10 protein-coding genes and 4 pseudogenes are annotated in these 14,308 nt (G+C 62.4%); 5 read left to right on the top strand and 9 right to left on the bottom strand.

Annotation, left to right across the window (positions count from 1 at the left end):
• Positions 1-6 precede the first annotated feature (6 nt).
• Positions 7-1,238 (bottom strand): annotated as a pseudogene (locus FDW81_RS01555) (IS256 family transposase).
• A gap of 315 nt (positions 1,239-1,553) precedes the next feature.
• Between FDW81_RS01555 and FDW81_RS01550 the strand changes: the two are divergent.
• Positions 1,554-2,550: pseudogene (locus tag FDW81_RS01550) on the top strand (IS30 family transposase).
• A 468-nt stretch (positions 2,551-3,018) separates the two neighbouring features.
• Here FDW81_RS01550 and FDW81_RS01545 read toward each other — a convergent pair.
• The 7 genes and pseudogenes from FDW81_RS01545 to FDW81_RS18580 form a co-directional block, all read right to left on the bottom strand.
• Positions 3,019-3,882: a hypothetical protein gene (locus FDW81_RS01545; RefSeq protein WP_138132378.1), complete on the bottom strand. Its 864-nt coding sequence runs from the start codon at positions 3,880-3,882 to the stop codon at positions 3,019-3,021.
• Positions 3,879-7,106 (bottom strand): VWA domain-containing protein, encoded by a 3,228-nt coding sequence (locus FDW81_RS01540; protein WP_205754583.1) that lies wholly within the window; start codon positions 7,104-7,106, stop codon positions 3,879-3,881. The genes FDW81_RS01545 and FDW81_RS01540 overlap by 4 nt, the downstream gene beginning before the upstream one ends.
• 499 nt (positions 7,107-7,605) lie before the next feature.
• A complete protein-coding gene (locus tag FDW81_RS01535; protein ID WP_138132376.1) occupies positions 7,606-8,193 on the bottom strand; it encodes a maleylpyruvate isomerase family mycothiol-dependent enzyme in 588 nt (195 codons plus the stop codon).
• A gap of 64 nt (positions 8,194-8,257) precedes the next feature.
• A pseudogene (locus tag FDW81_RS01530) lies at positions 8,258-9,279 on the bottom strand (RNA polymerase sigma factor); the annotation flags it as partial.
• The gene (locus tag FDW81_RS01525; RefSeq protein ID WP_138132375.1) at positions 9,278-9,703 is read right to left on the bottom strand and encodes a YciI family protein; all 426 of its coding nucleotides are present in this window, start codon (positions 9,701-9,703) and stop codon (positions 9,278-9,280) included. The gene FDW81_RS01525 and the pseudogene FDW81_RS01530, both read right to left, overlap by 2 nt.
• Before the next feature lie 286 nt (positions 9,704-9,989).
• Entirely contained in the window at positions 9,990-10,151 is a 162-nt protein-coding gene (locus FDW81_RS18045) for a hypothetical protein (RefSeq protein WP_171027076.1), read from the bottom strand.
• A 239-nt stretch (positions 10,152-10,390) separates the two neighbouring features.
• Entirely contained in the window at positions 10,391-10,774 is a 384-nt protein-coding gene (locus FDW81_RS18580; RefSeq protein ID WP_255467063.1) for a TfoX/Sxy family protein, read from the bottom strand.
• Between the two features lie 730 nt (positions 10,775-11,504).
• On the opposite strand from FDW81_RS18580, the gene FDW81_RS01510 reads away from it, so the two are divergent.
• From FDW81_RS01510 to FDW81_RS18670, 4 genes are all read left to right on the top strand, one after another.
• The gene (locus FDW81_RS01510; protein WP_138132374.1) at positions 11,505-12,377 is read left to right on the top strand and encodes a formate/nitrite transporter family protein; all 873 of its coding nucleotides are present in this window, start codon (positions 11,505-11,507) and stop codon (positions 12,375-12,377) included.
• Positions 12,378-12,628: 251 nt separating this feature from the next.
• Positions 12,629-13,303: a plasmid pRiA4b ORF-3 family protein gene (locus tag FDW81_RS01505; RefSeq protein WP_240719832.1), complete on the top strand. Its 675-nt coding sequence runs from the start codon at positions 12,629-12,631 to the stop codon at positions 13,301-13,303.
• Between the two features lie 20 nt (positions 13,304-13,323).
• Positions 13,324-13,527, top strand: coding sequence for a hypothetical protein (locus FDW81_RS01500; protein WP_138132373.1), 204 nt, complete (start codon positions 13,324-13,326; stop codon positions 13,525-13,527).
• 64 nt (positions 13,528-13,591) lie between these two features.
• The gene (locus FDW81_RS18670; RefSeq protein ID WP_205754588.1) at positions 13,592-13,744 is read left to right on the top strand and encodes a DoxX family protein; all 153 of its coding nucleotides are present in this window, start codon (positions 13,592-13,594) and stop codon (positions 13,742-13,744) included.
• 377 nt (positions 13,745-14,121) lie between these two features.
• On the opposite strand, the pseudogene FDW81_RS18210 reads toward FDW81_RS18670, so the two are convergent.
• A pseudogene (locus FDW81_RS18210) lies at positions 14,122-14,308 on the bottom strand (GntR family transcriptional regulator); the annotation flags it as partial.

The following is a 14,308-nucleotide window of genomic DNA, read 5'->3' as shown; positions in this document are numbered from 1 at the left end:
TTTTCATTAGTGAGTGGTTCTTTCGAACCGGCCCGCGAAGGTAATCGCGAACGCGTTTAGTGCGGGCTTCCACCTCATCACCCAGCGTGCCCTGCCGCCGCCGGTGGGATCAAGGGATCTGGTAACCAGGTAGAGGCATGTCAGGGCAGCGGTTTCGTTCGGGAAGTGCCCGCGGGCCCTGACTGCCCTCCGGTAGCGGGCATTGATCGACTCGATCGCGTTCGTCGTGCAGATCACCCGCCGGATCTCCACGTCGTACTCCAGGAAGGTCACGAACTCGGCCCAGGAGGACTCCCAGAGCCGCACGATCGCCGGATATTGCTGGCCCCATTCGGCGGTAAACTCGGCGAACCGGTCCTTGGCCGCTTGCTCGGACGGCGCCGTGTAAACGGGCTTGAGTGCCTTGACGATGCCGTCGCGGTGTTGGCGTCCGGCGTAGCGGAAGCTGTTGCGGATCAGGTGCACGATGCACTGCTGCACGATTGTTCGCTCCCATGTGGTCGTGATCGCCTCCGGCAGGCCCTCGAGTCCGTCGCAGACGGCGATTAACACATCTTCCACGCCTCTGTTCTTCAGCTCGGAGAATACCTGTAGCCAGAAGCGGGCACCCTCACCCCCGTCGCCGGCCCAGATGCCCAGAATCTCCCGCTCCCCGCTTGTGGTGACCCCCATGACGACGTAGAACGGGGTATTGCGCACCTGCCCATCACGGACCTTGACCACGACCGCGTCAACGGATCCAACGGCCGGGACGACCACTCGGTCAGCTCCGCGGAGACTTTCTCCGTGATGCGGCTGATGGTGTCCTTGGAGACCCTGGCCCCGTAGACCTCCTCGAAGTGCGCGGCGATTTCCCCGGTGGTCAGCCCCCGTGCTGAGAGGGAGAGCACGATCTGGTCGATCCCGTCCAGACGCCGTTTCCGTTTGGGAACGATTACCGGCTCGAACGATCCGTCCCTATCCCGGGGCACCTCAATCTCGACCGGGCCGATCTCGGTCAGCACGGTCTTTGACCTGGTGCCGTTCCGCATGTTCGCTGCGACCGGTGTCTGGCCGTGCTCGTGGCCGAGGTGCTCGGTCAGTTCCGCTTCCAGCGCGGTCTCGAGTACGTTCCTCGTGAGCTGGTTCAGCAGTCCGCCGGGGCCTACCAGGCTCACGCCCTGTTCCTTGGCCTGCGCGAGCAAGCGCTCCGCAAGTTCCTTCTGATCGATGATCTCTCCCGTCACAGGATCGATCATCACCCCTGCGATCTCGGTCGTGGACTCTGACACGGCCGTCTCCTTTCGAATCAGACCGGACCCCACACACCGTTATTCGGATAGTCCCGAACGGCGAGTTCAGGTGGTGAGTGCAACGCCCTGAATTCTGTGGGGTGTCGTCGATGGGCAGACCGTGGTCGCCCGTTGAGTGTTCGTTTAGCGTTTTGGGAAGGGCTGGATGCCGGGCTGGCGGTATCTGTAGCGGCGCGGGCCGCCGGGGTGTCGCGTCCAACCGCGTACCGGTGGTTGAGCGACCATCAGAAGGTGTTGCCATCGCCGCTTCCGGATTTCAGTGTGCCCCGTGCAGGGCTTTTGTCGTTGCGTGAGCGGGAAGAGATCGGCTTCCAGCTTGCCCAGGGTCATGGAGTGCGTCGTATCGCCGCCTTCCTGGGCCGGGCTCCGTCGACGATCAGCCGGGAGATCGCGAGGAACCGCGTCAGTGACCGGTATTCGCCATCGCTCGCGCAGGAGCAGACGTGGGCTCGTGCCCGCAGGCCGAAGCCGCGGAAGCTGGACGGGTTAGCGTTACGGGAACAGGTCACCACAGATGCTCACCGACCGGTTCAGCCCGGAACAGGTCTCTGGCCGACTCAGGGTGGAGCATCCGGAGACTCCGGAGATGCAGGTGTCACACGAAACGATCTATCAGGCCCTCTATGTCCAGGGCCGCGGATCCTTGCGCCTGGAAGTTGCGGCGGCGCTGCGGTCCGGGCGGGTGCGTCGGCGCCCGCAAAGGCCGGAGGGTCATCGCCCGCAACGGTTCCAGGAGATGGTGATGATCTCTGAACGGCCGGCCGAGGTCGAGGACCGCGCCGTTCCCGGCCATTGGGAAGGGGACTTAATCATCGGTTCGACGGCCTCGAAGTCCGCGATCGGGACCCTTGTCGAGCGCACAACCGGATATGTGATGTTGCTGCATCTGCCGGAGGACCACACCGCCCGCACCGTCGCCGATGCCATGATCACCGCGATGAATAGCCTGCCCGAGCAATTGCGCCGCTCGACGACCTGGGATCAAGGAGCGGAGATGTCCCGGCATCAGGAGATCTCGATGGCGACCGGTATGCCGATCTACTTCTGCGACCCACATTCGCCTTGGCAGCGCGGCAGCAACGAAAACACCAACGGGCTCCTCCGCGAGTACTTCCCGAAAAGCACCGACCTGTCCTTCCACGGACCCGGAATCCTCGAAAACGTCGCCGCAGAACTCAACCGCCGACCACGCAAACGACACGGCTACCGAACGCCCGCAGAAGTCCTCGCCGAGCTAGTCTCGAACCCAGTCAACTAATCCGGTGTTGCAGGCACCACTGGAATTCGCCCGCCTCCAAACCCTAGGGTTGTGCAACGGAAATGATCAGAACCTGGTCATCCGAAGCCCCTAGGAGTATGGGCCCTACGGTCAGGGCTAGACTGGCGTGGTTGGGACGGATTGGGGGATCCACAGCGGCTCGCGCCGCTGTTCCTCTGGTCGGTCGCCGCCAGCGGACGCGGGATGACCATGACCTTCTTCCAGAGCTTTCCGGTACCGCCGTTGCCGCCGCAGCCGCGGTCGACAAGATACGTCCCGCCGCCCTGAGTGGCCCCTCCTGCACATGAGCTGCCGGCCGTCGTACACCGTGGGGAAGTTCCTGCATCGCCTCACCATCTTTACAAGGAGGGTGGCAGGCTGCTCTGGGAGCATGATCCGGATTGCCACTGGAAGATTCGCGCCCGCCTGTGCTCTTTAACGATGAGGACGGGGCCGGGGGGTGCAGGGTTAGCTGTTGATGTTGTCCTGGAGGTAGCGGGTGATCCATCGCTCAAGCTGTTCCGTGGTCCAGCTCCCTGTAGCAACCAGGAGTATCTCGCGGTCTTCCCGCACGACGCCGGTTATTCCTTCCTGCTTGGCCAGCGTTTTGACCAGCCGGCCAACCACCGGTGAATGTTGGTGGGCGATATCCTCCCGCAGGGACACCTCGAGCTCGCGCCCCCTGAGTTCGTCCCCGCCCAGGTCCTCGACCTCGAGCAGTGGCTCATCCCCGGCGTTGGAGCCCTGATCGACGCCGCTGTCTGCGGCGTTCAGCCCGTCGATTAGGGTGCGCGCGTAGCGGGCGATTACGTCGTCTGGTACTTCTCGGAGCCCAAGGAGGAGGGCGCGTGCTTCCGACTCGGGAATTCCGGGCAGAAAGTTGTGGATTTCGCCACTGCCGCTGACCAGGACCGGGTGGTTGTTGGCTGCGTAGCGTTTGATGCGGTGCCGGGCGATCTCCCATCGCGCCGTAGGCGCATGCGTGCGCACCACGACCGCGAGGTAAGAGACCAGTCCGTCCAGAAGGGCCAGGGATTCCAGCGACAGGACGCGTTCTTCTTCCCTCGTGTACCGCTCCCAGGACGGCCAGGCATCTCGCGCTACCGACCCCGGATCCGTTGCACCTTCGTATCGCGGCCCCGTAAGCCGCGATACGATCCAGCGCCACAGAGGAACCAGACTGTCCACCGTTCCGTCCAGGAGGACTGCCGGGTTCTGCCCATCGGCAAGGAGACGAATTCTTAGGCGCTCAAGCGCTGCCTCCCGCTCGTCGAGGAACTCTTGGAAGGCGGACTGTGCCTGGGACACAGACATATTCAGGTAATCAATCATGGTAGGTGAATAACGTAGGCGATGCCCCTATCTTCGAGCAACTGCAGCACTCGAGGGTCGGCACCCAGGGAGCCTGTCCTGCCACCAACGAAGTGCCAGACGGCTTGCGCGACTTGCCCGTTGATCCCTTGGGTGTCGGCCAGGATAGCGGCGTCTTTTTCAATTTGGCGTACCACGCTGGAACGGAAGGGGACGAAGCCGGACTTTACCTCGCGCATGACACCAGCGTCGATCATGTCGGCGTACCTTCCGAACGGAAAACCCGGAGCCTGGCGGTAAAGCTGGCGCTGTGAGGCCCCTACACCGAAAAGGCCGGCGACAGCGTTCTCTGCTTCTCGCCAGTGGGTGACGAAAGGTAGAGAAGCGCCGACTTGCACCTTTGATCGGTTGAGGGCGGCAACGATGTGGTCCGCACCTTGCCTCGATGAGGCCAGGCGCAGGAAACTTGCCTCGTCCATATTCGGGGATGCTTTGCGCAGAGCGTCCCAGTTGCTGTTGATTCCGGCGATGATGTCGGCACGGGCGCTGGCGGGGAAATCATCCAGTTTCGCGATGGCGGGAACGACTTCATCGAGCAGGTGAGCGCTGCGACCAAGGAACTTCGTGACCTTGGCGATGATGTTGGCGGTGTCCCCGACGTAGGGCACGATTCCAGCCAGCGACATGCCCGCCGCCACCCAGTCGGTTTTCACCGTATTGGCGATGGCATCGCGCAGGTCGAGGATCGCGCCGGCGATCCAGCCAACTACCGGGATGAAACTGACTGCGGAAGAACTGATCGTTCCCATCAGGTAGGGCACGGTGGTGCCGTCCCCGGCATCACCGAGCGCTGCACCTTTCGCGAACTCACTGGCCCATTCATCCGGAGTCAGCGGATCGTCAAAGACGACAGGGCTAAAGCCGGCGTTGGCATCGGCTACCTCGGGTCCGTCGGTGTAGCCGTCACCATCGGTGTCGCTGGCCAGCGGATCAGTGGCCCAGCTCAACTCGTCGGAGTCGCTGAGTCCGTCACCGTCGGAGTCGGCACGCCAGGCGCTGGTTCCTTCGTCAACTTCGGCAGGGTCAGGAAACCCATCGCCGTCCGTGTCGGCGTTTGAGGGGTCTGAGAGGACCTGGAAGGTATCCGACGCGGTGGGGATCCCGACGCCGTTACCGAGTGTCAGGACTTCCTGGCCGTCAGCCAGTCCGTCGCCATCGGTGTCGGCATCGAACGGGTCTGAAACGTAGCGGAGGCCAGTGCCAGGACTGTAGGCGCCCTGAACTTCGACGCAATCGTTGAGACCGTCCTTGTCAGAGTCGCTCATGACACCCTCGTCGCCACCTGTGTCATTGCTGATCCGGCGGAAGACCTCGGGGAGTTCTGCTGCGTTATCGACCTGGTGGTACTTTCCGCCCGTTTCGGTGGCGATCGTGTTGAGCAGGCCGGAGTTCACTGCGCTGCCCAGACCGATCGTGTAGATGGTGATCAGGTTTTGCTTGGCCTGGGTCAGGTAGAAGTTGTTCCAGGTGCCGTCGCCGTCGGTCAGCAGAATCATGACCCTGCCCCGGTTTGCGTCACTGTTGTTGGCGAGGACGTTGTTCGCAGCGCTGACGCCGGCAGAGATACTGGTGCCGCCGACGTCATCGATGCGGTCGATCGCGCTCTTGACCGCGTCCTTGTTGGTGGTAAGCGGTTGCAGGACCCGGGCGAAGCTGTCGAAGTCGATGATGGCGGCGCGGTCTTCAGGCAGCAACGCGTCGACGAAGTTTTTGGCGGCGTCCTTGCGCAGACCTTGGGGGTCGTTCCAGGCCATGGAGCCGGAGGAGTCGATGGACAGCGCGAGGTCAAGGAGAACTACGTCACTGCCACCACCGTCTGTCCGTACGCGGCAGGGGTTGTCCTTGGCCGTCCACGTCGCGTTCCAGTTGATGATGTCAAAGACAGCGTAAGTGGAGAAGTGATCTACCGTCACACTCACCGTTTTGGCTGCGGCATCGACGCGCTGGTCACTGGCTACGGGAACCCAGGCGTTGGCAGTCTCGTCCAGCCAGAAAACCCTTGCCCGCTCGGCAGCCCCGCCCGCGGGCATCGTGGACGCGTCGAAAGGCAAGGTGATCTCCGCCGTGACCATGCCTTCACCGGGTGACTCGAATTCAAAAGCCCCTCCCATGCGTCCGGCGACACCCGTCCGGGTGTCTTCAGCGGGTATTGCGCTGATCCTGGCTCTCAGCGCCGACTGGTCGGCTCCGGTTACTACAGCAGACGCCCCGTCCGGGCCCTGCACCCTGACGGAGAGGAGTTCATCGGCGTCGGAAACACCGTCGGAGTCAGTATCGGGGCTGGTCGGGTCTGTGCCGCCCCGAATTTCTGCACCGTCTGGCAGCGTGTCGCCGTCGGTGTCGGCAACTAACGGGTCGGTGCCGTATGTGGATTCGAGGTTGTCGGTGAGGCCATCGGCGTCCGTGTCGGGGTTCACGGGCGATGTTTTTGCCGCTTGTTCCTGGGCGGCATTGAGTTCGTCACCGTCATGGTCCTGCGCTGCGTCGGGCACACCGTTGCCGTCGGTGTCGGCATTGTTCAGCGCCAAACCCGCCATGGCGTTAAATTCAAAGGCGTCAAGCAGGCCGTCGGCGTCAGTGTCCAGAAGTAACGGTGATCCACCCACGCTGAGCTCCGCTCGGCCGGGGATGCCATCACCGTCGTGGTCGCCGTCATAGGTGATGCCGAGGTTGGCCAGCGCGTCGGTGCCGCTGCGCCAGGCCTTGCCGAAGTGTGTTTCGGCGGCGACCGGCTGGTCCTTGGTCAGGGCGTTCCGTGCCTGGGTAAGTGCATGCTCTGCGGCGGCGAGGTCACGTTCTGCGGCAGCCCGGGCTTGCTCGGCCGACGCCGTTCCAGGCGCCGGGGGCGAGAGAGCCGTCCGGGCGTCACTGACCGCAGTCTCGGCGGTGAGACGACCCGCGAGCAGAAGATCAGCCAGCGCGGAGGACAGAACCTCTGTCTCTGCGGGATCAGCTGCTTTGCGTGCGGCGCCGTCCAAATGGGATACCAGGTGCAGGTCATCGCGGTAGGCCTGCTGACCGTCGAAGTCCTGGCTGTACCGCACTCCGTCGACATAACCTGCGACCGTCCTGGCGACGCTCTCGACCCGCTCCGGCCCCGGCGTCGCATCAGCTACCGGAGCCAAAGACGCAACCAGCGATTCCTTGATGCCCTTGCTGTTGAGTGTGAACGGTTCGGTGGCCACTGCAGCGATCCCGCTTGCAAGGCTGCGTGTCGCTAAAGCCGGTCCCGCAGGACTGATAAGTTGGGCGACTGTCGCCACCACGAGTGCAATTCCGATGCTTGCTGAGCGCATAACGGACCGCGCCATGTTTCCCCCCTTTGACCATGGCTGGAACGGTCCTCGCTCCGGCGGAGTCAGACTAACAGCGAAAGATCAGCGAAATCCGAGGGCGTAATATTACGTTTAGGTAACACTCTGGAACGATTCCGCTGTGTCCCCCACCCAACGACCGTGGGCGCGTTCCTCCTGGGTTTCGCCGGTTCCATTACGGGGCCAATCATTTCCGGCGAGCATTAATGCAGCCAGGGCTTCAAGCTTTGTTGCCCAATGCTGATGTTCACTGCGTTTTTGCCGTCAGGACTGTCCCATCCGGGTAGTAGTTCCAGCCGGGTGCGGTACTCGTCACGGAGAACGCCCTGTCGGGATTCCCGTCGTCTGTTGCACAGCCAACTGCCGAGCTTCAGGACTGCCGGATCGACGTCCCTTTTTGAGGGGAACGTACCGGTTTCCGAACGTATGTGATGAGGGCTTCGATTATGGCTGTTTCAGCAGCCGCAGGAGCGGTGATCCTGGCTGCTGCGTGGTCGCTTTCCAGCGTCGAATCAGTGGCCCGGGCAATGCGGAGGTGATAGCCGCGACACGCTTCGAATAGAGGGAGGGCGCAAAGCATCCGAGAACGTTGTCTGCGGATGTCTTCACCGTGCACGATCATTTCGCCCAGCAGGGCAAGCCGGGGCAGAGGAGGGGCTGTCCTGCTCCCCACGGTCGCGCGGAAGCGTTGCAGCGTCTCAGCGGGGGTGCTGCCCAATTGCTCCCGCAGCCGCTGGTCCACCTGCTTATCAAAGTCGAACCGGGCGCGCAGTACGCCCAGGAGCCACCGCGACGCCGGCAATGATCCGCTGACCGTCAAGTGCGCGAGGACCTCCCGCACCGACAGCCCCTGGCAGAGCGACGGCGAGGCCCACTGATCGGCTGTGAGCGGCGCAAGCTGCTCTGCCAAGACCTTGCGTTCCAGATCAACGTTACGCCAGATGGCATCACTCCTCATGCAGCCATCTTGGCCCACAATCGGGAGCTATCGCGGGTTTCAGGTGCATTCCCCTCGGGTGGGTTTAGAGGGGGGCTGCCTTGGCGAGCAGGACTGCTTTTTGTTGGTCGTTGGCGGTTATTGCCGCTGCCTTCAGCAGTTCGGCTTTGGCTTCGTTGGTTCTTCCGAGCTTGGTGAGCAGCTCTGCGCGGATGCTGGGCAGAAAGTGTGAGCGGCGGAGGGCGCCCTCGGCAACGAGGCGGTCCACGATCTTGAGGGCGGCGGCAGGTCCGGTGGCCATGGAAACCGCTACGGCGTGGTTGAGTTCGACGACGGGCCCCGGCCAGGCGTCCGAGAGCCTCGTAGAGCAGCACGATCTTGTTCCAGTCGGTTTCTTCGAAACTGTGGGCGGTTGCGTGGCATTGAGCGATGGCAGCCTGCAGGCAGTAGTTCCCCCTTCCGCATCCGAGCGCATCGGCACGTGCAAGGGAGCAACGCCGCGGCCGATCTGCGTCCCGTCCCAGCGTGAACGGTCCTGGTCGGGAAGCAGGACCGGGCTGCGTCGTGGTTGACGCGCGCGGCGAACCGGGACGCCTGGAACTCCATCAGCGCCACGAGCCCATGGACTTCGGGTTCCCGCGGCAGCAGGCCAGCCAGCACGCGGCCAAGGCGCAGCGCTTCGTTGGCCACCTCGGTCCGGATCCACCGGTCATCCGTTGTGGCGGCATAGCCTTCGGTGAAGATCAGGTACAGCACGGCAAGTACCGCGCTCAGGCGCCCGTTCCACTCGTTCGGGTCAGGGGTGTCGAAGGGCACCTGAGCGGCCGCGAGAGTTTTCTTTGCCCGAACGATGCGCTGCTGGAGGGTGGCGACGGGAACGAGCAGCATCCGTGCAATCTCCACGCTGCTCAGGCCGCCAACGGTTCGCAGCGTCATCGCGGCCTGCCCCTCACGGGAGAGCACGGGGTGGCAGGCGGTAAAGACCAGCCGGAGCACATCATCGGGGATCGGCTGCCACTGGTCCTCGGTCATCTCCCTGAGGTCCTGGGCAATCTCGCGGTAACGTTCGTCGAGCCGCTCCCGGCGGCGCCAGGCATCTATGGCCTTAAGGCTGGTTGAGTTCCTCGCGCCATCCGGCTTCCTTCTGGAGGAACTCGTTGTCGGAGAAGTCTTCGAAGTCGCTCATATCGGTCACGCGGCGGACTTCAAGTTTGCTGCCCGGGCCCAGGGGGCAGCGGCTGGCCCACTGGACCGCTTCTTCCTTGCTGGCGGTCTGGATAATCCAGAAGCCGTTGAACAGTTCGTGGGTTTCCCCGTAGGGACCGCCGGTAACGATGGGCTGCTCGGCCGAAAAATCGACAACAAACGATTCGCTCATGTCATCGGAAAGTCCCTCACCGGCGAGCAGCACCCCGGCCTTCATCAGGGATTCGTTGTAGGCGCCCATCGCGTTGATGATCTGTTCGATATCGGCGGTTTCGTATGCCTTCTTCGCCTCATCGGTAGCGCGCATAATCAGCATGAACTTCACGGTTCTTTTCCTTCGTATTGAGGACGCCTGATGCGTCCTTCTACTATCGCGTCGAACAGGCGAGCTCCGGATCGACACTGACTGGATAAATTTTTATTAACACTGCCCAGCATCCTGCCATACCCGGCCCCACAGGGTCCCAGCCAGCGCTTACAGGTTAGTAGGATGGAAGAAACTGCAGCTCACATAGGGGTAGTACAGGCATGTCCGGAAGGACTGTGGCCAAGTTCAGCCCTTTAGCGAGGAGATCCATGGCAGCGAAGCCCCCGGCAATGTCACCGTCCGATCAACCGATTGAGGAGGTACTCGACCGGGTCCCGGGCCCCGCCGTGTCGAGGCTGACGAACTGCTCGCACTCCTGGCCGAGGTCAGCGGTGAACAGCCTGTAGTATGGGCCGGCCGCATCATCGGCTTCGGCCAGTACGAGTACCGATACGAGAGCGGCCACGGGGGCCGCGCTCCCTGGCTCGCCTTCGCGCCCGGGCCAGCGAAGCATACGATCTACCTCATCAACGACTTCTCAGAGCGCTGGCCTGACCTCATGGGCCGAATTGGCAAGCACCGCGCCGCAAGGCATGCCTGTACCTGACCGGGCTGACCACCGTGGACCGCCGCGCGCTGCGCGAGCTCCTTCAACACTCCTCAACAAAACCCGGTCAACAGCATCTGACCGCTCGGACTGAGCATTCAATGTGATGTGTCGCGGGAGTCGATACCGACCTGGAGCCAAAACGCGAGTGCGGCAGCGTCCCGTAACTTTTCGTGCGGTACGGTGATCCACCCGGGGCCCATGGGACGGTCCCTGCCCATGTAAGCCGGCCGTCCGCCGCGATCCAGCAAGGCCTGATGTGCGGCAGGGTTAGTAGGGACGAGCAGGCCACCATCACGGCCGGCCGCTACAACCATCCGGTCATCCACCATGAAAGACAGTCCGCCGAACATACGAACTTCACGCACGTTTTTATATGAGATCAGCAGGTCCCGGACTCGGCTGGCCAGGGCTTGTTGGGGCTGGCTTCGGGCGCTGTCATGACGCGTCCTGCCCGCCGTACCGCAGATAGTGCCTGGCACCCCTCACAGACAGCTCCTTCCAGTAGCGGTGACACCCCGTTGCCTGATCGCTTGATCCTACGGCGGCCCGGTCAACAGGGTGATAAGAATGTCAGCGAGGATTTCGTTTCTTGACCACCTCTGAGGACAAGACCCCCCGACTCCTGTCAAGACTGATCGTCCAACATGCTGGGAGTTTCCTGGCGTCACCGACAGCGGCAAGGGAGGGGTTAAGGTCAACTGGGCTTGGCGAAGGTTACTGTTACACCGTCTCCCGGCGAATTCCGTAATCGCCGGCAGAAAGGAGTCTATTGTGCGCCCGCCCGAGCGCCTAGGCGCGGACGTTCTGATAGCTGGAGTTGTTGGGGTCTATACCAGTCGGCGAAAGAATGACGTGTGAGTCTTAGAAACCCGCCGTGTCTGGCTTGGATCACCGTGACGGACACAACCCTGCATTACGCGCTAGGGGAGGCGACGAGCCAAAAGCAGTTGATGTGGCCCTTGACGTCCAATCATCCCGTGCTGTCTGGCGGTATCTGGATGTCCTGAGCAGCAAGTAACGGCAGACGCATGTAGGGGTTGCCGACGCAAGGACAGGGCCGGCTTCTCACAGTGAACGACCGAAAGGGTGAGCAAAAAGTAACGCGGCATGGCCCCTGAGGAAACTCGACCGAAATACCGCACAGATACTGTCTTCCCATGCTGCCCAGCCCGGACCGCATAAGAAGTTCGACCCCCGGAGCCTATCCCTATGTCCTATGTGAAGCCCGGTGATCTGATCACGACGATGATCGACGCTGGTGAGTCGAAGGTATTCATGTCCACCCGGGACACGGTGGTGCGCGCGGCGATGGCCGGTGCACTGCTCTCCCTGGCGGCCGCGTTCGCTGTCACGGTGAGCGTGACCACCGGCATCCCGCTGGCGGGGGCGATCCTCTTCCCGGTCGGGTTTATCCTGCTGTACCTGCTCGGCTACGACCTGCTGACCGGGGTGTTCGTCCTGACACCCCTGGCGCTGCTGGATAAGCGACCCGGGGTGACCGTCCGCGGCGTGCTCCGCAACTGGGGGCTGGTGTTCGTCGGGAACTTCATCGGAGCGTTCATGGTGGCCCTGCTGATGGCGGTCGTCGTGACCTACGGCTTCGCGATCCCGCCGAACGAGGTCGGTGTCGCCATCGGTCATATTGGCGAGGGGCGCACGCTCGGCTATGCCGAGCACGGCGCGTCCGGGATGCTGACGCTGTTCGTCCGTGGAATGTTGTGCAACTGGATGGTGTCGATCGGCGTGGCCGGCGCCATGATCGCCAAGGACGTCCCCGGGAAGGTCATAGTGATGTGGATGCCGATCATGCTGTTCTTCTTCATGGGCTTCGAGCACTCGATCGTTAACATGTTCCTGTTCCCGTCGGGTCTGCTGCTCGGCGGCCAGTTCACCATTCTCGATTACCTGGTCTGGAACGAAATCCCGACAGTGCTCGGCAACCTCGTCGGCGGTCTGCTGTTCACCGCGCTTCCCCTCTACGTCACCCACGCGCGGACCAAGGCGCCCTCCAACGCCTTCGCAAACCCCGAACTCCCGGCAAGGGAAGACGTCGCACGCACCGAAACCGGAATTCGCCACTAACGTGAATCGCCTGGAGTAACGGGAACGAGCTGATACACCCTCACTGACTAATCGCAGCGGAGACCCTCTGCAACAGAAGCAGAACCAAAATATCGACTCCAAATGACGAAAATCCCCAATACTTCGTCATGCGCAGGGGAACTGGGGTCATAAGCTGCCAGGTCAAATAGACTCCGGTCCGGATCCCCGGCATTGAGTTTCACGTCGATACGGGCGGCTTGCTTCTCGATGAGGTATTCGATTCTGGCGACGTGCCGGAACTCCCGAAGTGGCTCCCCGCGCACGATTGTGAGGAACCGGGAGACAGGCCTGAGGAGGACTGCTCCCTGGATCAGCTGCCCGTACTGGGCGCCGGTGAAGCATTCTACGAGTATGACTTCGGGGACAGCTGGCTTCACCGGCTTGAGCTGATGAGCCCCCGTCCCGTCGAACCGTCCGTGCCGCCGGCGTTGCTGTTCGACGGGGTCCGCCGCGGGCCGTTGGAAGACTCCGGCGGATTCCCTGGCTACGAAGAAATCATGGATGCCCTCGCCGATGCCTCCCACCCGGAACACGAAGAATGCTCCGCTTGGGTGGCAGAAATGACCGGCACGGATGAGCCTTTTGACCCGGCCTTCCTGGACATCCCCGCCGTCAATCTGAGGCAAACCTGGCATCGAGTCGGAACCCGGCCAGAACCTGAGGAGACATGCGAGGAGGCTGGATCCGGCCTAGACACTGCGGAAGTTTCCGTGCAGGTCATCCCATCGGCACGGAAACCTGCCATTGGTCGCCCATTCCCAGCCACTCCAGGACCACGGAGCAGGACGGAACCCGATCCGCCATACCCGGGTGTCTGCAACCCTGCCGGCTCCGACGCCGAGCGGGAGCCGGTCCGTAAAGGTTTGTCCGCGAATTCCCAACCGGGTAGAAGGCGCAAAGGCTGAGGCGCGAGTAGGATTCGGGAATGGCCAAAAAATCGAAATCCGCGTTGCTACCTTTGCTCGCCCTCGCAGTGCTGGCAGTCCTGGGCAGCCTCGTCTTCCAGAAGGTCAAGGCAGGTCGCGCCGATGTGTCGGGCAACGCCGCCCCGCCGCTGGATGACAAGGCCAAGGAATATATCGAAGAGGTCGTCGCAACGCCCCGCCCGCCGGCAACCGGGTTGCAATAGCACTCTTCTCTAGGGGCTCTCCCCCGCCTGAACCGAGACCCGATAACGTTATGTAAAGCTAAAGCTGCGTATTGGACTTGTCCTGCCGGCACTCCTGAAGATCGCCGCCGTCCTGGTCCCCGCCGCGGCCACCGGACTTGTGCTACTGATGGCCGGCGCCGCCGTCACCCACACACGACGACGGGAAATACCAAACTCGCCATCAATCTGGTACTAGGGGTGCTAGCCGCATTAGTCGCAGTAGCCCGGTTCAGCGCTTACAGCTAAGCGCCTCCCTTTGAGCGACGAATTCACTGGGTCAACTACGCTCCTAGTCCCTAGTGTTTGATTACACCCCGACCTGACAATTACTCCTCACCTGCCACGAAGAACAATCGCTACTCCTGCCGGTTCAGGTACACGACAGCTCCCAGCACCCGACCGTTGAACCGGATTAACCCCGCTCATGGCTGCTCGAAAGTCGGCTGCGCAGGCTATGGGTCAAGAACAACGGCTTCTGCCAGAACGGGGAAAGGCTCCAAAGGGGTCACCCCGCAAACTGCAGACAGGGCTTTCGAGCCAGAGGGTTGAGTGTTCAGAAGGTTGCCTAAGGCGCTAACGGAGCGATTCCACGTGGGATACGAGCTCGTGCGAGCATCGCTTCGGCTGCGCCTTCGGCGTCCTGATTGTGGTTGCGTCCGCGATCTTGCGATGCGAGGCGAGGGTCTGCTCGGGTCGGTCGGCTGGCGGAGAGATTTCATGCGCATCTCCAAGGATGATTTTGGCGATGAAGGCCACTAGC

Source organism: Pseudarthrobacter sp. NamB4 (assembly GCF_005796185.1).
Taxonomy (GTDB): Bacteria; Actinomycetota; Actinomycetes; order Actinomycetales; family Micrococcaceae; genus Arthrobacter.
This window is presented reverse-complemented; position numbering and strand designations above follow the sequence as displayed.